Annotated in this window: 22 protein-coding genes and 1 pseudogene; 8 read left to right on the top strand and 15 right to left on the bottom strand. The window is 52.9% G+C overall.

Annotated features, from left to right (window positions below; genetic code table 11):
• Window positions 1-12: 12 nt before the first annotated feature.
• From nusB to NT140_12995, 14 genes are all read right to left on the bottom strand, one after another.
• On the bottom strand, window positions 13-438 hold the full coding sequence (gene nusB, locus NT140_12930) for a transcription antitermination factor NusB (protein ID MCX5832764.1): 426 nt from the start codon (window positions 436-438) through the stop codon (window positions 13-15).
• A gap of 32 nt (window positions 439-470) precedes the next feature.
• On the bottom strand, window positions 471-935 hold the full coding sequence (gene ribE / locus NT140_12935) for a 6,7-dimethyl-8-ribityllumazine synthase (protein ID MCX5832765.1): 465 nt from the start codon (window positions 933-935) through the stop codon (window positions 471-473).
• 45 nt (window positions 936-980) lie between these two features.
• A complete protein-coding gene (locus NT140_12940; GenBank protein ID MCX5832766.1) occupies window positions 981-2180 on the bottom strand; it encodes a bifunctional 3,4-dihydroxy-2-butanone-4-phosphate synthase/GTP cyclohydrolase II in 1200 nt (399 codons plus the stop codon).
• Window positions 2181-2201: 21 nt separating this feature from the next.
• On the bottom strand, window positions 2202-2837 hold the full coding sequence (locus NT140_12945) for a riboflavin synthase (protein MCX5832767.1): 636 nt from the start codon (window positions 2835-2837) through the stop codon (window positions 2202-2204).
• Window positions 2838-2872: 35 nt separating this feature from the next.
• Window positions 2873-3346: a transcriptional regulator NrdR gene (gene nrdR, locus NT140_12950; GenBank protein MCX5832768.1), complete on the bottom strand. Its 474-nt coding sequence runs from the start codon at window positions 3344-3346 to the stop codon at window positions 2873-2875.
• The gene (locus NT140_12955; protein MCX5832769.1) at window positions 3343-3804 is read right to left on the bottom strand and encodes a cytidine/deoxycytidylate deaminase family protein; all 462 of its coding nucleotides are present in this window, start codon (window positions 3802-3804) and stop codon (window positions 3343-3345) included. Before NT140_12955 ends, nrdR begins: the two co-directional genes overlap by 4 nt.
• Window positions 3801-5069 (bottom strand): serine hydroxymethyltransferase, encoded by a 1269-nt coding sequence (locus NT140_12960; GenBank protein MCX5832770.1) that lies wholly within the window; start codon window positions 5067-5069, stop codon window positions 3801-3803. The genes NT140_12955 and NT140_12960 overlap by 4 nt, the downstream gene beginning before the upstream one ends.
• Window positions 5070-5531, bottom strand: coding sequence for a ribose 5-phosphate isomerase B (gene rpiB / locus NT140_12965; GenBank protein ID MCX5832771.1), 462 nt, complete (start codon window positions 5529-5531; stop codon window positions 5070-5072).
• An 80-nt stretch (window positions 5532-5611) separates the two neighbouring features.
• Window positions 5612-6853 carry a beta-ketoacyl-ACP synthase II gene (gene fabF / locus NT140_12970; protein ID MCX5832772.1) on the bottom strand — a complete coding sequence of 414 codons (1242 nt, stop codon included), beginning with the start codon at window positions 6851-6853 and terminating at the stop codon, window positions 5612-5614.
• Between the two features lie 44 nt (window positions 6854-6897).
• Window positions 6898-7134 carry an acyl carrier protein gene (acpP, locus tag NT140_12975; GenBank protein ID MCX5832773.1) on the bottom strand — a complete coding sequence of 79 codons (237 nt, stop codon included), beginning with the start codon at window positions 7132-7134 and terminating at the stop codon, window positions 6898-6900.
• Window positions 7135-7142: 8 nt separating this feature from the next.
• A complete protein-coding gene (gene fabG, locus NT140_12980; GenBank protein ID MCX5832774.1) occupies window positions 7143-7886 on the bottom strand; it encodes a 3-oxoacyl-[acyl-carrier-protein] reductase in 744 nt (247 codons plus the stop codon).
• Window positions 7870-8049 carry a hypothetical protein gene (locus NT140_12985; GenBank protein MCX5832775.1) on the bottom strand — a complete coding sequence of 60 codons (180 nt, stop codon included), beginning with the start codon at window positions 8047-8049 and terminating at the stop codon, window positions 7870-7872. The genes fabG and NT140_12985 overlap by 17 nt, the downstream gene beginning before the upstream one ends.
• The gene (rpmF, locus tag NT140_12990) at window positions 8049-8234 is read right to left on the bottom strand and encodes a 50S ribosomal protein L32 (GenBank protein MCX5832776.1); all 186 of its coding nucleotides are present in this window, start codon (window positions 8232-8234) and stop codon (window positions 8049-8051) included. The genes NT140_12985 and rpmF overlap by 1 nt, the downstream gene beginning before the upstream one ends.
• A 51-nt stretch (window positions 8235-8285) precedes the next feature.
• Window positions 8286-8810 (bottom strand): DUF177 domain-containing protein, encoded by a 525-nt coding sequence (locus NT140_12995; GenBank protein MCX5832777.1) that lies wholly within the window; start codon window positions 8808-8810, stop codon window positions 8286-8288.
• Window positions 8811-8976: 166 nt separating this feature from the next.
• On the opposite strand from NT140_12995, the gene NT140_13000 reads away from it, so the two are divergent.
• A complete protein-coding gene (locus tag NT140_13000) occupies window positions 8977-10662 on the top strand; it encodes a glutamine--tRNA ligase/YqeY domain fusion protein (GenBank protein MCX5832778.1) in 1686 nt (561 codons plus the stop codon).
• Between the two features lie 263 nt (window positions 10663-10925).
• On the opposite strand, the gene NT140_13005 is transcribed toward NT140_13000, so the two are convergent.
• The gene (locus NT140_13005; GenBank protein MCX5832779.1) at window positions 10926-12236 is read right to left on the bottom strand and encodes an OmpA family protein; all 1311 of its coding nucleotides are present in this window, start codon (window positions 12234-12236) and stop codon (window positions 10926-10928) included.
• Window positions 12237-12415: 179 nt separating this feature from the next.
• Here NT140_13005 and NT140_13010 point away from each other — a divergent pair, with 179 nt between their 5' ends.
• The 7 genes and pseudogenes from NT140_13010 to NT140_13040 all read left to right on the top strand — a co-directional run bounded on the left by NT140_13010 (window position 12416) and on the right by NT140_13040 (window position 19823).
• The gene (locus NT140_13010; GenBank protein ID MCX5832780.1) at window positions 12416-13309 is read left to right on the top strand and encodes a DUF362 domain-containing protein; all 894 of its coding nucleotides are present in this window, start codon (window positions 12416-12418) and stop codon (window positions 13307-13309) included.
• A gap of 13 nt (window positions 13310-13322) precedes the next feature.
• Window positions 13323-14882, top strand: a complete 1560-nt coding sequence (locus NT140_13015; protein MCX5832781.1) for a 4Fe-4S binding protein — start codon at window positions 13323-13325, stop codon at window positions 14880-14882.
• Window positions 14883-15007: 125 nt separating this feature from the next.
• Window positions 15008-15607 carry a hypothetical protein gene (locus tag NT140_13020; protein MCX5832782.1) on the top strand — a complete coding sequence of 200 codons (600 nt, stop codon included), beginning with the start codon at window positions 15008-15010 and terminating at the stop codon, window positions 15605-15607.
• Window positions 15608-16224: 617 nt separating this feature from the next.
• On the top strand, window positions 16225-17262 hold the full coding sequence (locus NT140_13025) for a uracil-DNA glycosylase family protein (GenBank protein ID MCX5832783.1): 1038 nt from the start codon (window positions 16225-16227) through the stop codon (window positions 17260-17262).
• A 531-nt stretch (window positions 17263-17793) separates the two neighbouring features.
• Window positions 17794-18025: pseudogene (locus NT140_13030) on the top strand (BrnT family toxin).
• Complete coding sequence (locus tag NT140_13035; GenBank protein ID MCX5832784.1) at window positions 17994-18275, top strand: BrnA antitoxin family protein; 282 nt, start codon at window positions 17994-17996, stop codon at window positions 18273-18275. The pseudogene NT140_13030 and the gene NT140_13035 overlap by 32 nt, the downstream one beginning before the upstream one ends.
• 150 nt (window positions 18276-18425) lie before the next feature.
• Window positions 18426-19823, top strand: a complete 1398-nt coding sequence (locus tag NT140_13040; protein MCX5832785.1) for a DUF1566 domain-containing protein — start codon at window positions 18426-18428, stop codon at window positions 19821-19823.
• Window positions 19824-20161: the final 338 nt, after the last annotated feature.

Consider the following 20161-nt stretch of genomic DNA (forward strand, 5'->3'; position numbering starts at 1 on the left):
TATCCTTTCATTTCATTTAGTTACATTGGTATCTGCGCGCAATTTGGCATAAAGGGCGTCTAAAACGCCGTTGATGAAGGCACCGGAATTTTCGGAGCCGAACAGCTTGCCCAAATCAATCGCTTCGTTGATGGCGACCTTGGGCGGGATATCATGGCAGTGCAGCAGTTCATAGACCGCCATCCGGAGGATACTGCGATCCACCCGGGACATCCTCTCTACGGACCAGTTGTCTGCGCAACTGCCAAGGAGAGCATCTATCTGCTCCACGTTCTGCCACGTACCGGCCACTAAATCGGAGGAAAAAGCCTTGACCTTTTCGGGAGCTTCAAAGTTCTGCCAGAAAAGGTCTACGGCCTCCGGCAGGCATCCCTTTGAAACATCAAGGCCGTAAAGAACCTGCAAGGCCACTTCCCTGGCCTTTCTTCGCTGTCGCATCTATTCCTCTATAAACGCCGAAAAGCAGCTAACTACAACTTCCGGAAAAGATCCACCATTTCTATCGCCGTCAGGGCCGCGTCCCAGCCCTTGTTGCCGGCCTTGGCGCCAGCCCTTTCAATGGCCTGCTCGATGGTATCCGTGGTGAGAACGCCAAAAGCGACCGGGACTTCCGTCTCCAGACCTACGGAGGCAATACCCTTCGAGACCTCGGCGCTGATGTACTCAAAGTGAGGCGTAGCGCCACGGATGACCGCTCCGAGACAGATGACGGCATCAAAGCGGCCGGTCTTCGCCAGTTTTTTGGCTACGAGCGGCAGCTCGAAAGCGCCGGGAACCTTATAGACCGCAATATCTTTTTCATCAGCGCCCGATCTGGTCAGTGCGTCCAGTGCGCCTTCAATCAGCCGGCCGCAGATAAAATCGTTAAAACGGCTCGCTGCAATACCGAACTTCATCCCTTTGGCTAACAACTTCCCTTCAATTATCTTCGCCATGCTTGCCCTCCCCATCTTATAATACAGAAAAAATTGACCAATCCCTCAGATCTTCAATATATGCCCCATCTTTTTCTTCTTTGTTTTCAGGTAACGGATATTATTCTCCCCCGGCTTGATTTCAATGGGAACCCGTTCGGTAATCGTGATCCCGTATCCGTCGAAACCGACGAGTTTTTTCGGGTTGTTGGTCAGCAGGCGCATCTTTCTTACGCCGACGTCAACCAATATCTGGGCGCCGATTCCGTAATCCCGCAAATCCGCCTTAAAACCCAGGGTCAGATTGGCCTCCACCGTGTCTTGCCCCTGTTCCTGCAGCGCATAGGCCTTAATCTTGTTAATCAGACCGATGCCCCGGCCCTCCTGATGCATGTACACGATGACGCCCTTCCCCTCTTTATTTATCATCTTCATGGCGGTCCTGAGTTGGTCGCCGCAATCACACCGCTCGGAGCAGAAGACATCGCCAGTCAAGCATTCTGAGTGCACCCGCACCAGGACTTCATCTTCGGGTGTGATTTCACCCTTGATCAATGCGACGTGTTTGACGTCATCCACATCATTTTCGTAAACGATGACCTTAAAGTCGCCGCCGTACCGCGTGGGCACGGTGGCCGTCGCCGCCCTTCTGATCATGGACTCATTCTGCATCCGGAAATCTATCAGATCGGCGATGGTCACGACCTTCAAGTCATGTTCCCGGGCAAAGACCTCCAAGTCGGGCATCCGGGCCATGGTACCGTCATCCTTCATAATTTCGCAGATGACGCCGGCTGGTTTCAACCCGGCTAACCGGGCCAGGTCCACGGAACCCTCCGTCTGGCCGGTTCTGACGAGGACGCCTCCCTTCTTGGCAATAATGGGAAAGACATGCCCGGGACTGATCAGATCGTGCGGTTGGGCATTATTGGCCACAGCGGCCTTGATGGTGGCGGCCCGGTCGGCAGCCGAGATACCCGTGGTGACGCCCTTTTTCGCCTCTATGGAAAAGGTAAAGGCCGTGCCGAAGGGGGATTGATTGTCCCGCACCATTGGCCTCAGATTAAGGTTATTCGCTATTTCCGTGCTCAAGGTAAGGCAGATCAGACCCCGGCCATAACGAGCCATAAAGTTGATGGCTGCCGGCGTCACGAACTCGGCCGCCATACAGAGATCGCCTTCGTTTTCCCTGTCCTCGTCATCAACCAGGATGATCATCCTGCCAGCCTTGATATCCTGGATTGCATCCTGAATCGAGCTTACTATCATATTGCAGACTCCTTCTATCTATTTAGCAAAACCATGCAACTGCAAAAAATCAAGTCCCATCCCCGGGGGGGCATGCAGCAATTTTTCCACGTACTTGCCTAAAATATCCGTCTCAATGTTTACCTGGTCGCCCAATTGTTTGATCTTTAAGGTAGTCTCCTGGGCTGTGTGCGGGATGATGTTAACATAAAAACGATTTTTATCACAACGATTAACGGTCAAACTGATCCCGTCTATGGCGACCGAGCCCTTCTCCACCAAGTAGCGGCTCAAGTCCGGCGCCACTTCCACCCCGCAAACTATGGAATCGGCGCGTACGGTCTTTTCCCGGATCTTTCCCAGACCATCAACGTGGCCGAGGACGATGTGTCCGCTTAGAAAATCGTTCATACGCAGGGCTTTTTCCAGATTCACTTTATCGCCTGTTTTCAACAGGTTCAGGTTCGTCCTGCCCAGGGTTTCCGACGATACGTAGGCCGTAAATCCCTGCCCGGAATTGGTGGTCAGCGTCAGGCAGGCGCCGTTGACTGCCACGCTGTCGCCAATGCGCAAATCGCTGCCATTCCAGGGCGCATCTATCAGGAGCAGGGCATCGGCTCCCTGGCGGGTCATGCGCCTGACGGTTCCCATCCCCTGTATAATACCTGTAAACATACAGCACCCACCCTGGCCGCAAATGCGGGTATATCTTATTTCCCGTTACGTTTGTTATCCGCCTTCAGGAAATCCTTCAATTCATCAACGAACTCCGCAACATCGCGAAACTGCCGGTAAACGGAGGCGAAGCGGACATAGGCGACACCGTCTAAAGCATGAAGCTCCTTCATGACTATTTCTCCGATGGCGGAGGAGGCAATCTCTTTATCCTGATATTCCTGACAGGCGTTTTGCACGTTTTCCAGTATTTTTTCAATGGCATCAATGCTAATGGGGCGCTTCTGACAGGCTTTCTTGATCCCGGCCAGGATTTTCACCCGGTCGAAAGGCTCCCGGCGGCCATCCTTCTTGACCACTGTGGGCAGCACCTCTTCGACAAATTCATAGGTAGTAAAGCGCCGTTCGCAGCCCAGACATTCCCGGCGCCGGCGGATGGCGCTGCTATCCTTGCTGAGACGAGAATCAATGACCTTGTTTTCCCGGTTGGCGCAGAAGGGGCATTTCATATTTTACACAGACTTACGCCCGCCTCCTGGAGCATCTCTTCGGAAAGCTGATCGCTGTAACCTTCCCGGAAAATAACCTTGGCCACGCCAGCATTGATGATCATCTTGGCACAGATGACGCAGGGATGATTGGTGCAGTAAAGCGTGGCCTCCCGGACGCTCACCCCGTGCAGGGCGGCCTGGATGATAGAGTTTTGTTCCGCATGGAGCCCCCGGCACAGCTCGTGACGTTCGCCGGATGGCACATTGTTCTGTTCCCGCAGGCAACCCAGATCGAGGCAGTGCCTGAGACCCGTCGGGGCGCCGTTGTAGCCCGTTGCCAGGATACGTTTTTCCTTGACCAATACGGCCCCGACGCTACGCCGTCGGCAGGTAGAGCGTCGCGAGACGAGTTCGGCAATGTCCAGGAAATATTCGTCCCAACCGGGACGCTGTCCCGTCTGGCCATCATTTTTCATTCGCGTTTCCCCTGGAAATTATTCCGCCGCTCGAGGTAAAGAGGGAATTTGTGGCAAAGGGTTTTTACCTCTTCCCGGATAGTTAGCAGACGCGCTTCATCATGGGGATGCTTGAGAACGTCAGAAATCAGCCGGGCAATCGTCTTCATTTCTTCTTCCTTCATCCCCCGTGTGGTGACGGCCGGCGTGCCGATCCGAATACCGCTGGTGACCTGGGCATTCTTGGTATCAAAGGGGATCCTGTTTTTGTTGACTGTAATCCCCGTCCGGTCCAGAAGCTCCTGTGCGTCTTTACCGGAAATTCCCTGATCCGTCAAATCTACCAGAATCAGGTGGGTATCGGTGCCGCCGGAGACCAAGCGATAACCTTCTGCGGTCAAGGTAGCGGCCATGACCTGGGCATTTTTAACGATCTGGACCTGGTAGGCCATAAAATCATCGGTGAGCGCCTCCTGGAAGGCCACGGCCTTAGCCGCGATAACGTGCATCAGCGGCCCTCCCTGCATGCACGGAAAAACCTTGTTGTCCAGGGAGGCGGCAAACTCCTTTTTGCACATGACGATACCGCCACGCGGCCCGCGCATCGTCTTGTGGGTGGTCATGGTTACGAATTCGCACATCGGCACGGGAGAGGGGTGCAGCCCGGCCGCCACGAGACCGCCGATGTGCGCGATATCGGCCATGATTACCGCGCCGGCCTGGTCGGCAATCTCTCTGAATGGTTGATAATCAATGGTGCGCGGATAGGCGCTTCCTCCCACAACGATAAGCTTGGGTTTGTGCTTCCGGGCCTGGTCTGCCACCATGTTAAAATCAGTGGTTTCCGTCCGTCGGTCCACACCATAGGTAACTCCCTTGTAGATGCGTCCTGAAAAACTCACCGGGCTGCCGTGGGAAAGATGTCCGCCGTGGGCCAGATCCATGCCGAGGATGGTATCTCCCGGTTGCAGAACGGCAAAATAAACGGCCATGTTGGCCTGCACGCCGGAATGCGGCTGAACGTTGACATGATCCGCGCCAAAAAGTTTCTTGCATCTTTCAATCGCGAGGGTCTCGACGATATCCACATATTCGCACCCGCCATAGTACCGGTGCCCGGGATAGCCCTCGGCGTATTTATTCGTCATCACGCTGCCCTGTGCTTCCAGCACCGCCTCGCTCACGAAATTCTCCGAGGCAATAAGTTCCAGATTGCTCGACTGTCGCTCCGTTTCCAGATGAATGGCATAGGCAACTTCCGGATCAACTGCTTCTAAATTAGACATTTACGGTTTTCCTCCTGTAATTTTTTCTTCCCATTGCCTGATCTTGTCCAGGCGCTGCTGATGACGGCCACCCTCGAAAGGCGTGGCCAGCCAGCCCTTTAATATCGCCACCGCCATTTTCCCATCTGTGCGTCGGCCGGCGAGAGCCAGAATATTAGTGTCGTTGTGCGTTCGGCTGAGGCAGGCCATTTCCTCATCAAGACCTAAAACGGCGCGCACCCGGGGGAATTTATTGGCCAGAATGGTCATGCCCACCCCGGAACCGCAGACCAGGATGCCCCGGCTGAAGGCGCCCGTAGAAACAGCCATCGCCACCGGGCCGCCGAAGTCCGCATAGTCAACTGGGGAGCGATCAAAAGTCCCCTGATCGGCAACTTCCCAGCCAGCCTCGGCCAAATAGGATTTGATGACTTCCTTCAGGTCAAATCCCGCATGATCGGCGCCAATAATGATTTTTTTCATGCCTCACCCCGATAAATGGGATAAGTAAGTTTACGAAATTATCTCTTGCCGGAACAAGGCAAGAAATAATTTCTAACTTACTAACCAGTAAGCCTTCGTAAAATAAGCACGGCATTGACTCCGCCAAACCCGAAGGTATTGGACATGGCAACCTGCACCGCTTTCCTTCTCGCATGGTGGGGAACATAATCCAGGTCGCAGTCCGGATCAGGGCAGTCCAGGTTGATCGTAGGCGGAATAACACCCTTGCAAATAGCCTGGGTAGCCATGATGGCCTCGACGCCGCCGGCGGCGCCCAGCATATGACCCAGCATGGATTTTGTCGAGCTGATGGCCAGCACCTTGCTATGTTCCTGGAAAACAGCCTTGATGGCCTCTGTTTCATACCGGTCATTCAAGGGTGTGGCCGTACCGTGGGCGTTGATGTAATCCACCTCGGCCGGTGTTATCCCGGCGTCAACAAGGGCCGCCTTCATGCAGCGGGCGGCGCCTTCATGCCCCGGGGGCGGCGCTACCATGTGATATGCATCGCTCGTCAATCCGTAACCGATAATTTCCGCATAGATACGGGCGCCTCTGTGCCGGGCAGCCGACATTTCCTCCAAGACCACCAGACCGCATCCTTCCCCGATGACGAAACCATCCCGCCGGCTGTCAAAAGGCCGGCTGGCTTTTTCCGGCTGCTCATTCCGGGTGGAGAGGGCCCGCATGGCATTGAAACCCGCCACGGCCATAGGAGTGACGGCGGCATCGACGCCGCCGGCAATCATTGCCTCGGCGTAACCCCACGCAATCATCCGGACGGCATCGCCAATGGCGGAGGTTCCGGAAGCACAGGCCGTGGTGCTGCAATTGATCGGTCCCTTCGCTCCCAGTCTGATGGAAACGTGGCCGGCGCCCAGATTGGCCAGAACGGAGGGAATAACAAAAGGCGATACCTTCCCGGGGCCCGACCGGATGAGCGTTGCCTTTTCTTTTTCCAATGTGGCCAAGCCGCCGATTGCCGAACCGATGTAGACTCCCAGGCGCTCGGCATCCATCTTTCCGCCGGCCAACGCCGCATCCGCGGCCGCCATCTCGGCCGCCGCCAGGGCGTAGATGATAAAATCATCGAGGCGACGCAGTTCCTTTTTATTGACAAAAGCCAGGGGGTCGAAGTGTTTTATCTCACCGGCAATTTGGGTGGCAAAGGCGCTGCTGTCGAATTTGGTGATCGGGCCGATGCCGGATCTGCCTGCACAGACGGCCTCCCAGGTCTCCGCCACCGTGTTGCCCAGTGGCGTAACCGCGCCGAGACCTGTTATTACAACCCGCCGTCGCAATTGTTAAGTATTCCCCCTGCCATAGCTTATCCAGTTCATCGGGGTTACGCCGCTCCGCCCTTCCTAAGAAAATCTACTACATTTTGAATGGTGCGGATATTCTGCAGCTCTTCATCGGATATGGAAACACCGAACTGCTCCTCCATTTCCATGATCAATTCCATCAAATCGAGGGAATCGGCGCCCAGATCATTGATAAAGGATGCCTCAGGTACGCATTGCTCTCTGGTCACATTAAGCTGCTCAATAATAAGTTCTATGACTTTTTCTTCGAGTTCCATTTCCCCTCTCACATGTAAAGTCCGCCATTGATACGTATGACCTGACCGGTGATATAGTCCGCCTGGGGCGAGACCAAAAAAGCAATAACTCCTGCTACTTCATCTGGTTTACCCGCCCTCCCCAGCGGGATCTTTGATCTGATTTGTTCCCTTTCCTGGTCCGTCAGTTTTGCCGTCATGTCCGTTTCGATCAGACCCGGCGATACGGCATTGACGCAGATATTTCTGCTGCCCAGTTCCCGGGCCAGGGATTTGGTCAAACCCAGGATGCCTGCTTTAACCGCGGCATAAGCCACTTGCCCGGCATTGCCGGTTTCGGCAACCACGGATGCAACATTGACAATGCGCCCCCACCTCTGCTTGATCATGGGACGACTGACAGCTTGACAACAGTTAAAGGTACCTTTCAGATTGGTATCAACCAGACTCTCCCAATCTGCCTCTTTCGTCCGTGCAATCAAGCCGCCTTTCACCACCCCGGCACTATTAACGAGAATATCTATTCGGCCCTGATCCAGCAGAATATCCGCAACGGCGCCTATGACGGCCACCCGGTCTGCCACGTCAAAGGGACAAAGAGCACCCATGCCGCCGGCACTTTTGATCTCTGCCAGAGTCTGCTCGGCTGCTGCCTCCTGCTTGAGGTAGTTTATATATACAAAAATACCGGCATCTGCAAGTTTCATGGCCACAGCCCTGCCAATGCCCCTTGAAGATCCGGTAATGAGAGCTATTTTAGTGTCCCGTTGCATATCGTGGTGTCAGTGTTTGCCGCCTGCCCATCGGCAATATCGGACCAACGGCTGCCCGGCCTGTGCGCTCTTGCGGCCGGGGCGACTTGTCCTTCGACAGGCTCAGGACGAGCGGACCATAATACCGCTCATGGTGAGCTTGTCGAACCGCCTGCGAACGCATCAGGATTTCTTGTCTAAAGGCAAGACTTCCCGGCCTTTATAGGTACCGCAGTTCGCGCAGGCACGGTGAGAGAGCTTCGCCTGTCCGCACTGGGGGCAGGCATTGGCCGTGGGCGCCGTCAAAAAGTCGTGCGCCCGCCTCATGTTCCGCCTTGTTCTCGAATGTCTTTTTACGGGATTTGCCATATTTCTATCCTCTCCATCTTCTTCCGGCCTGTCCGGCCTCTCGGGAATTCATTAAAGCTTGATCTTTCTTAACACTGCCCAGCGGGGGTCAACAAAATCTTTCAGACAATCGCACCCGCCCCTGTTCAGATTGGTCCCGCATTGAGGGCAGAGGCCCCGGCATGATTCCCGGCAGAGTACCTTCATCGGTATCTGCAGAAGAACCTGCTCCGCGATCAGCGGGGCCAAATCAATTATTTCCCCTTCATAATATTCTATTTCCAAATCTTCCGTCTGGAGTTCGACCTCATCTTTGCCTGTTCCTGTTGCGGGCAGCAAAGTATAACTGAAGTCGGCCTTGACAGGAAATTGCGCCTCCTCCAGGCAGCGGGCGCAAGCTGTTGCCAGCACGGTCGAAAGGTGGCCGGTAAAAGAAAGATTCTGCCGATATCTCCTTATCGAGCCGGCAACATCGCACTTCTCCAAGGTAAAAGCAACTTGCTCGGCCTCAGCGATGGAGCCAGATAACAGCCCCCCGGCCAGAGAAAACTGAACACTCAACCCCTCTTCGGGTATGGTTATGACATTAATCTTCATATCCACCCCCCATCCCCATCGAATGTTTCATCGGTGTGAGTTGCGGAGTAGATTATAAATTGGGCCAGTTGTCAAGAATAATTTACTATTCTGCTTTACTGTGGTACAGTCCACAAACGTTACACCATTGTATTAGCCTGGAATAATAATAGAAAGGTACCGATATATGACACAAGCCGTGACACCCTCTCCCTCTGATTTTATCAGGGATATTATCGAGACAGACTTAAAGACCAACAAGCATCAAGGACGGGTAGCAACGCGCTTTCCGCCCGAACCGAATGGTTACCTCCACATTGGACACGCCAAGTCCATCTGCCTCAATTTTGGTATTGCCGCCCAATATGGTGGTACTTGCAATTTGCGTCTGGACGACACCGACCCCAGCGGAGAAAGCAAGGAATATGCGGATGCGATCATGCGTGACGTGCGATGGCTGGGCTTCGACTGGGGAGATCGTTTGCACCATGCCTCCGCTTACTATGAGAAGCTCTACCAGTACGCCCTGCAACTGATCGCTGCCAACAAGGCCTTCGTCTGCGAATTAAGCGCCGATGAGATGCGCGCCTACCGTGGGACATTGAAGGAACCGGGCCAGGAAAGCCCCTATCGTAACCGCTCGGCAGCCGAAAACCGGGAGATTTTCCAACGTATGCGGGCCGGAGAATTTGAGGAAGGGACATGCGTCCTGAGGGCCAAAATTGACATGGCCTCTCCCAACATCACCCTGCGGGACCCCATCATTTACCGTATTAAAAAAGAGAGCCACTATCGCACGGGCGATCAGTGGTGCATCTATCCGATGTACGATTTTGCCCATTGCCTCTCGGACTCCATCGAACGGATCACCCATTCTATTTGTACCCTCGAATTTGAGAACAACCGGCCGCTTTATGATTGGTTTCTGGCCGCCCTGCAGGTGGCAGATCGTCCGCAACAGATTGAGTTCGCCCGTCTGAACCTCACCTTCACGGTGTTAAGTAAGCGCAAGCTCATCGAATTGGTGGAAAAACATTTGGTCAGCGGCTGGGATGATCCGCAACTGCCCACCCTGGCCGGGATGTGCAGACGGGGCTTTACACCCGCGGCAATCCGCGACTTCTGTGAGCGCATCGGCGTGGCAAAAAACGATAGCCTTATAGACATGGCGCTACTGGAAAACTGTGTCCGGGAGAGCCTGAATGCCGATGCGCCGCGTGTGATGGCGGTGCTGCGACCGCTGCGCGTGGTGATTGACAATTACCCGGCAGGCCAGGTGGAAGAGTTCGATTGCGCCTATCATCCCCAGAATGCCTCCATGGGCACCAGAAAAGTGCCCTTCTCCCGGGAACTCTATATAGAACAGGAGGATTTCCAGGAAAATCCGCCTAAAAAGTATTACCGGCTGGCAGTGGGCCGGGAAGTCCGTCTGCGCTATGGCTACTTTATCAAGTGTGTGGGAGTTGTCAAAAAACCTGATACAGGGGATGTGGCCGAGATTCACTGCACCTATGATCCGGAGACGCGCAGCGGGTTCGCCCCCGATGGCAGGAAGGTTGCCGCCACTATCCACTGGGTGTCGGCGGCTCATGCCTTGCCCGCCGAGGTGCGTCTTTACGACCGGCTCTTTCGCGTCGCCGATCCTCTGGAGAACGGATCAGATATGATGGAGCACCTTAACCCGCAATCGTTGGAAATTCTCAAGTCCTGCCGTCTGGAGCCCAGCCTGGCCGCCGCGGCGCCCGGGGCCAGATTCCAGTTTGAGCGCTCCGGCTATTTCTGTGTGGATACTGGCGATTCCACGGCCCAAGCCCTGGTCTTCAACCGTACGGTCACGTTACGCGATGCCTGGACTAAAATAGCGGGCAGATGACGGGCCGCCGGTTTTAGCGGCTCGAATTATCTGCGATTGCCTGCATGATGCTACTCAATCCAGGAATTTGTTCAATCCTGTTTCGGGTTCTCTCCGAACCTACAAGAAGCGCTGACTCCGGCTCTTTTGCCGCTTCAAGAAACAGCACGTAGATATCAAACTCCCGATCCGTTTTATATGAAAATCCCCCCCATCCCCCCTTTACCAAAGGGGGATTAAGGGGGGATTTTCATGCTTCGTTGTGCCTGCGCCGGGCATGGGGGTTACTTCTTGATTGTATAATCTACTGCCGCTTCAACCCGGCGGTTTTTCTGCCTGCCCGCTTTCGTCTTATTGCTGTCAAGCGGCTTGGACATACCGTAGCCTTTGGCCGTCACGCGTGATTCTGCTATGCCGAACTTCTTCGTCAAATAGCTTTTAACGCTGTCGGCCCGTTTCGCGGAAAGCTTCTCATTAGGAACTTTGCCGCCGACATTGTCCGTATGTCCCTCAATAACCACTTTGAGATCTGGGTAATTTTTCATGACATCGGCAAATTTCTGAATTTCTTTATCAAACACGGGTTTTATGACCGCCTTGTTGGTATCGAACTCGACTTTGATGGTCGCCCGGCCTTTCTCGAACATTTCCTTGGCAACCGCTGCCGCTGCTACTTGTTCTTTCGTCTCCACTATGGCGGCCGCCGCCGGCGCTTCCGCTCGAACTTCCTGAAGCTGTTCCACCGGTGGTGGGGGTGGTGGGCAACCGTACTGATCCACCTTCACGCCTGCCGGCGTGCCGGGGCACTTATCGAGATAGTCGGGAACACCGTCCTTATCGGAATCGAGAGGACAACCGTCCTGATCAACCTTCACACCTTCCGGCGTACCGGGACACTTGTCCAGATTGTCGGTAACGCCGTCCTTATCGGAATCCAGAGGACAACCGTCCTGATCAACTTTGACGCCTATTGGCGTACCGGGGCATTTATCGTAATTGTCTGATACGCCATCGTTATCAGAATCAACAACGACTGGCGCCGTGGGCTGACTGGGGCCGCCGAAATAGATGGTTGCGCCCAGGGTGTATTCCACGTTGCTAATATTGTCATTCAACAGAATCAGGTGCCGTACGTCCGCACGGAGAGCTATATTACTGTAGAGGAAATACTTCAGCCCTGCCCCGTAATCAATGACACCATGATTCCGGTCATTCATCAGCTCGTGCTTATAACTGACGCTTCTGCCCCCCGCACCCACGGCAAGGTGTGGTGAAAGCCGGCGTTCCGGATAGAGGTGATAAAGGGTCTCCAGCCGGTACGCAAAAACATTGGTACTGGATGTTAAAGCCGGGTCGGAATATTCCGTTTTCAGATATTCAAAACTACCTTCCAGGCCCCAATTCCTGGTGATATCGTAACCTAAGCGGAGACCGGAAACCGCTTGGTTTTTCAGGCCCTCAGAGTCTTTTCCGAACGTGTATAGTCCGACAAAAGGCGTGAAGGAGTACGTCTTGGCCTTAACCTCTGCCAGGCCATTTGCTCCCATGATAAAGACAGCAATAAAAACAAATAACAAGCTTGTGATTTTTTTCATTATTATTCCTCCATTTCTCGACAAAATCATTACACGCTGAAGCTTTTTATGCGTAGGTTCATAGTAGCCAAAGGGCGGGGGAATATCAAGGTTTTTTTAGCCCTGCCAAATAGTCTTGACTCACCACCTGCTTTTTCCTATACTCAGCCCGTGGTTAATAACCTTTTGCGAGGTGCCCCATGAACCGGAGAAAATTTTTGCAGGCAACGGCAGCAGCCGGGCTTGGCCTCTCCCTGCCGCCCTCTCTATCGAATCTCGTCGCTGCCACGCCGCCGGCGAAGATAGACCTGGTTGTAGTGCAGGGCTCTTCCGCCGCGCAGATCACGCGGGCAGCCATAGAAGCCCTTGGCGGCATCAGGAAATTCATTTCCCGTGGCGATGTCGTCGTGGTGAAACCCAATATTGGCTGGGACCGCCTCCCCGAGCAGGCAGCCAACACGAATCCGGAGGTTGTCGCCGAGGTGGTGCGTCTCTGTATCGAAGCGGGCGCCAAAAAGGTCAAGGTATTTGATCGTCCCGTAAACGATGCCAGACGGTGCTACGTCCAGAGCGGCATTGCCGCCACGGCTGGCGCCGCCGGCGCCGAAGTGAGCTATATGGACGACCGGAAATTCAGGGATATGGAGATCAAGGGCATCGTCCTCTCATCCTGGCCGCTCTACACGGAAGTTATCGAGGCCGACAAGGTAATCAACATCCCCATCGCCAAACGCCACGGCGAGGCTAAACTCACTCTGTCCATGAAGAACTGGATGGGCGTCATGGGCGGGTCAAGGTATCGGATCCACCAGAAACTCGACGCCAGCATTGTGGATGTGGCGATGAAGATCAAATCCACCCTCACCGTGCTTGACGCCGTGCGCATCCTGACGGGGAACGGCCCCCAGGGCGGCGATCTCCGGGATGTAAAGCGCCTCGATACGGTCATTGCCGGGACCGATCAAGTGGCTATAGACTCCTACGGGGCCACGCTTTTCGGCATGAAGGGAAGTGACCTGGGTTACGTGCGTCTCGGGCAGGAAGCGGGATTCGGCAAAATGGATCTGGCCAAGCTGGCGATCAGAAAAATCTGAAACGGGATACTGAATGCGCAAAATATCGGCACGGAAATGGCGCATGATCAGCCAGGGGTTCTTTCTCCTGCTGTTTATCTTCCTTTTCATGCAAACCGAGTCCAAGGGGAATGACGAGCTGGGTTATCCCGTGCGTCTCTTTCTGGACTTCGACCCGCTTGTTTCCCTCACCACCCTCCTTGCCTCGCATGCGCTGCCGGCGGCCTTCCTGCTGTCGCTGGCCGCCATCGTTTTAACGATCGTGCTGGGCCGGGTGTTCTGCGGCTGGGCCTGCCCGCTGGGGACGATGAACAATATCGTGGGTTCTTTTCAAAAACACCGCCCCGGCGTTATGCCCCGGACCTGGTATCGGTTTAAATACTACGTGCTTATTTTCCTTGTTGTATCTTCCCTTTTCAAGCTGCAGTTTGCAGGCATCATGGATCCGCTGGCGCTGACCATCCGTTCCTTTTCCGTCACCATTGCCCCTCTTTTCAATTATTGCGTCCGCGCCGTTTTCGACGCCGCCTACACGGCCAATCCCCTGGACATCAGCGTGGTTTCCGAGCCGGTCTACGACGTTCTGAAAAAAACCTTCCTGTCTTTCACGCAGCCTTTCTACCGGCAGGGAATATTCATCGGTCTTATCTTTCTGCTTATTCTCGGCCTGAACCTCTGGGAACGCCGGTTCTGGTGCAAAGTTATCTGCCCCCTCGGGGCGCTGCTCGGCCTGCTTTCCCGTTACTCGTTCCTGAAGCTCAAGCTGAGCGAAGGCTGCAAGGAATGCGGGGTCTGTGCAACCGTCTGCCAGGGCAACGCGCTGCCGGACAAGCGTGATCAGTGGTTAGGAACAGAGTGCCTGATGTGCCGGAACTGCGATGATATCTGTCCCGCGGAGGCGATAAGCTTCGGCGGCCGACGAAAATTTGCCGCCCCGGCCCTGGATCTGGGCCGAAGACGGGTAATCGCGGCTGCGGTGAGCGGTGTTGTGGCCGTTCCTCTGCTGCGGACAACACCGTTTGCCGGTGCGGGCGGCCGCAACCCCTTGCTCATCAGACCACCCGGATCGCTTGAGGAAAAGGCCTTTCTCGCCCGGTGCGTCAAATGCGGCGAGTGCCTGAAGGTCTGTCTCACCAACGGCCTCCAGCCTACGCTCTTGGAGGCCGGTCTGGAAGGCATCTGGTCGCCTGTGCTCGTGCCGCGGCTGGGTTACTGCGAATACCGTTGCACCCTCTGCGGCCAGGTCTGTCCGACCGGTGCCATCAAACAACTTACCATGGGCGAAAAGGCCCGGACAAAGATCGGCTTGGCCATGATTGACAAGGGGCGTTGCCTTCCCTGGGCTCATGGCAGGCCCTGCATCGTCTGCGAAGAGGTCTGCCCCACGCCGAAGAAGGCCATCTGGTTCGAAGACGTTATAGTGACAGAGCGGGACGGCCGGAAGGTCTCCCTGAAGCAGCCCCACGTAGATCTGGAGCTCTGCATGGGCTGCGGCATCTGCGAGACCAAATGCCCCGTGCTGGGCACGCCGGCGATCAAGGTCACGAGCATCGGCGAGAGCAGATCTCCGGAGAATCAGTTGCTGCTGAAGTGATTAATTTTCCGTGTTTCCCGGCGTCGTGACGTGTTCATCGTGGCAATGGGACTTAATCTATGGTATAGAGGCTCCAAGATCATCGTCGGCACAGCCGGCATATAATCGCAAAGGAGGAAATAAAGATGAAAAGATTGAGGACGATCCTGTGTTCAGGTTTATTGTTTCTGATTGTATCGGGCTGCGCTTCCATCAACTACAACGAAATAGCGCCTAATGCTAATACATTCCAGCCCAAAGTCGCCGTCGTACTTCCGGCCATCAAGATGCCCGAAGGGACGGAACAGGACATTGATAAAGTGGCCAAGGCAATTTTTGATGCCGCTGTCGCAACCAAGCGCTTCGGGCGGGTCATAGATCCCATGACGGCCAAGTCCCAGATGTCCGATAATGGCGATCTGCAGAGCGCCGTGATGACCTACACGAATAAATTGAGGTCACTGGCGGTTTCCGATAAGGACAGCGCCCTGAAGATCGGCGAAATTTTACAGGCCGACACCATTATTGTGGGCGAAGTGAGTAAATGGGGCTATGGAATATATGCCGGCGAAAAGAACGGAGAAGTCGGGATGGCGATAAAAATGGTAGATGTCGCAACCGGCACTATTTACTGGAAAGCAGCTCACGCGGCCAAGGAAACATACTCCCTGTTCAAACCGGATCTTACGGATATGGCAACTAAACTGGCCAAAAAGATCTTCGAATATATGCCGAAACCAAAATAATTTCTGACTTACCGGGTAATTGCCGGGACATCATAGAAATTTGGGGCAGAGTCAACGGGACTGAAAATCCTCCGCCTGTTGAGTGAAAAAGAGTGTTCAAAATCCGAAATAGCGAATATATTGGGACAAAATACAATTACCGGTTTTCTCAACAGGATGATGAACAAACTCCTCAAGGATGGCATGATTACAAGGACTTTGCCGGATAAGCCTATGAGCCGATTACAAAAATATCGCATTACCCCTGCCGGGCTGGCGGAGTTAAGGCGGTTCCAGCAACAATGATACGGAGGCCATCGTATAAATACGGGAAGTTTCCCTTAATTTTTCAATTTTTTTGGTGATGACATTCCGATTTCCAGCCAAGACCCTCCTGCGATAGCCCTTTTTGTTTGCGCAAGCTCCTGACACGTTCCCCTATAAACAGTCGAATATCTTCCACGATACATTGCCCCCTCTGTAATTTTATAAGCTTAAAAGGGCATGGGGTCTATAAACTATAAATATCAAACAGGATTGATTTTAATATATATATGTAGTAAATGAGCCTGGAACATTGCCGTTAATGGCTGGTCAATCGTTTAGAACGCACGCAATTAGCCTCATTGTTAAGGCGTATGATAAAACTCATTACAAAACCTGATCCCCGCAGTAAAACAGGGCCTTTCGAGCTTCTACTCAACGACATTCAAAACTGTAAAGCTGATAGTACAATCTGCCCCGCGCTCAATACTCGTCAGTTTTATTTTGAGCCAAATAGTCAGACCGCTCCTTATTGGAAAAAAGAAGGCTGTTTTACCGAGCAAATTGATTATCGGCTGATGTTCATCTGCGAAAGCCCTGGGCCATCAGCTAAAGAAGGCAGTGCAGAAGTTCCGGAGCGCTGCTTTGGTTCTCCCGGTGACCGTTTCCAGAAGGTACGCCAACAATACGGCTTGGCTAATTGTTACATCACGAATACCGTCAAATGCGGAGTCCGCCAGGGTGGAAAGCATAGCCTGACCGAAGTTGAGGCATGCAGAAAATTCCTTGTGCGCGAAATCGATCTTGTTGAGCCAGCGATAATTGTTGCGGTAGGTGGGAACGCCTTCCAGACTTTGCGTACAGAAATTTGGGGGCATTTGAAAATAGCGCCCATCCTATACCAGATCACGCACTATTCAAGCCGTAGAAATGTATGGGATGCTTGGGATAGTGAATTTCCAGAGTTACTTAGGCTTTTAACGCGGTTACGTCCACGGGAAGAGTGGGGCGAAAGGAGAAATATCAAACTCAGCGACAAGCCATTAAAAATTGTTGGTGAAGAATGTGGTACCAGAATTGTTTCGGAATTGTTTAAGGCCGGTGACCGATATGTATTTTTTGACATCGGCTGGCCGGATGCTGCGCTGAATCCCATTCATTGGATTGGTAAGCTGGTATCCGAAAAGGATGGGGTTATGGTGTTCCAGGATGACACCCATGCAGACATTGAGCCCGAGCCCAGGACATATACGATATCTCCAATAACCACCAGGGACAAGTACTATAATGGAGGCTCTATGTTGGATGATGTCAATGAGTGGCGGCAGTGGCAGAAGGACAATGGCTATGGAGAAGAACAGGCCAAAGAGGTGCTCCAAGAAAGGATGAAGGGAAATGTGGATATTCAATAAGGATCTTCTGTTTCTAACTTAACAAAAAACGAACATTAAAAGCAAATAGCCTCATTAAATTAATATGATTGCCTATCATTTAACTGCCCTATAAATTTCCAACGCAAAAAGAGGGATTTTGTTTTAATGCCTGCTTTATTATGGTTTAAAAACCTATTTGGGAGAAGGGGCACACATTCCTGACAGGGTAAGGGAAATCCGGGGGCGCCTTGCCAGTTATTTTCGGAAACCATGATGATATTTTAAGTAATATCAAGTGGAAACACGAAGAGCTTACATGAGCATACAAATGAAAATCTTTTCCGACTATATCTGATCATTCTGTTACATCGGCAAGGGCATTGGCGATAAGATAAAAGAAATCTACGACATTGAAGATCTCTGGGTCAGCTATGAGCTCCATCCCGAGACGCCGCCTCCCGAGGGCATTCTGTTTTCTTGCCCCCGATAAAATCGCCTTGCAATATGCATAAAGATGTGTATGATCATTCCATGCAATTCACATGGCATGAAGCGTAGCGAAAAGCAAACATCAAAAAGCACGGCATTGATTTTGCCGATGCAAGCAAGGTTTTCGCTGGGCCTACTTTTACATTTGAGGACACTCGATTTGATTATGGGGGAACAACGCTGGATTACAATAGGTCTGTGCGACCTTTCGGTCGTGGTAATCGCACATACTGAAACAGAAGACGAAATCCATATTATCTCCATGCGAAAGGCGGAAAAACATGAACATAAAATCTTCTTCGAAAATCTCTGATGACGCCCCCGTCGTTACACAGGCGGATATTAATCGCGCCCGGTTCCGCGTCAACCTTCAGGATGCCCCCCGCAAGCAAAGAGTCAATATTATGCTCGACACGGGGGTGATTGCTTTCTTCAAGACCAAGGCCGGTGAGCGTGGGTATCAGACGCTGATCAATGAAACGCTTAAACGGTCGATACACCAGGAAGAAATTGAAACCCTCCTGCGCCGCATTGTCCGCGAGGAACTGGCAAGTTACCAATAATTGGGACCAGAATGATTTTGGACAGCCATTTATTTACGGTGAAATCCGGCGACGCCTTGCCAGTTATTTTCGGAAACCAGTATGATGTCCCCAGATTTCCAGATTTCACGCAACCAATTGAAAGGACAATTAAAGGAAGGATCAGTTGCTATGGTTCAAAAAGACAGGTTTCGACTGTTGTTCGGCGTATTCTTTTTAAGTGCATTTATTTTTGTATATCCTGCCTTTGTGGATAAGGTCTTAGGAAAAGAAGCGGCGGCAGCCTCGACAGCGGAACAAGGCCGCATCAAGCGCGCCCGATTGGCACATGAGCAGCGCTGGAACGACCTGGCGAGGAAGGCGCAGGCGACGCAGGATCAATGGGGTGTTACCGATGACAGCTTTTCTCTGAAGCAGGCAGTGACTGAAGCGAATGACCTGAAAAAAGAAATAGCCCACCTGAAGGGTCGCCTCGATGACCAGTATGGTGAGTATACGAGAAATCTGCAGGCCGCTTACACCCGGCAACGTGCCCTGACGAAAGCAAAGCTTCCGCCCAAAGCGTCCCCGAAAGATGCCGTGAAGACCACAAAGGAGTACAATAAGAGAATATCGGCCTATAAGCGTCAGGAAAAAGAAGCGGTGATGGAAAAGACCGCGGAAAAGCTCTTAATGGAGGAGAATCTGACGCTCGCCCGGGCGAAAGTGGAGTACCTTGGACAGCAGATCCGGCTGCTGGCGCCGTTCATCAAGCGCCTCCAGAACTTGCAGGATCGTAAATTCACCCTTCCCGAGGGAGGCGCCATGACGGTTAACCTGGGCGAACCGGATGCAGAGAACAACCGGTTCCCCGTCCATCTGCAGCACGGCGGTAAATCGTGGTCAACATATTGGAATTATACGGATAGTAATATCGCCATCGGCTTCTACCGAACGAGTATTTACCTGAAGGCCGAGGGACTTTTCCAGATCGAAGAAACGCCGGAACTCAACCCAAAGCTGACGGCGGCGCGGTTGACGCATCCGGAGACGAAGGAAACGCGCGAATTCGTTCTGGAAAATCCAAAAATATTAACCGAGATCGATCAGTTCGGCAAAATTAAGCAAGAGGAGGCAGCTGCGCAGGAGGCGAGTAAATTGGCGGTAAGATTGCTTGCCCGGAAGGAAATCGGGAAAGACGGCCGGTTTATCGCTTATGATGACGGGACAGTCCTTGATAGGGGGAGCGGTTTGATGTGGGCGGCAAAAGACAATGGGTCTGATATTAACTGGCAGGGCGCCAAGAGCTATTGCGAGAATTATCGGGGGGGCGGATACACAGACTGGCGGATGCCGACGCAGGATGAGCTGATGGGCTTGTATGATAAGGCTAAGGGTTATAAGTATGCCTGCGGAGATGATGCACATTTAACAGAATTGATTCGTCTTACCTGTTATTGGACGTGGGCTTCCGAAACAAGTGATTCCAAGGCTGCCTGCTTCCGTTTCGGTGGCGGTGGCTACCGTTGCTCGGGGCCCCCGTCTGGCTCCGGCTTCTCACGTGGACTCCCGGTTCGTTCCGGCAAATAGGCTATTTGGCACTTATCCTGTTCAGCGGGATCAGGATAACAGTTTTGTTACATATGAGGAATTGGGGACAGCCACTCATTTGCGGTGAACAAATCAGTGGATTAGGGTAAACATACCCCAAAAAGCCTGCCGAGGCAGACAAAGGGGGCAAAGAATTAGCAGGAAAATGATCGACGACTTCGTTAATTTGTTAATTATATCATGATAATAAGTAAGTTCCGCGCGAGGAACTGACCTGCACGGACAGGCCGTGACAGACGGGACATCAATAAGTTGTGTTGATGGGGAATCGAAAATGGGATTTGCGGTAAACCGGTCGAAAAATAATTTGCCTTTTG

This window comes from Deltaproteobacteria bacterium, from assembly GCA_026388415.1.
Classification (GTDB): domain Bacteria; phylum Desulfobacterota; class Syntrophia; order Syntrophales; family JACQWR01; genus JAPLJV01.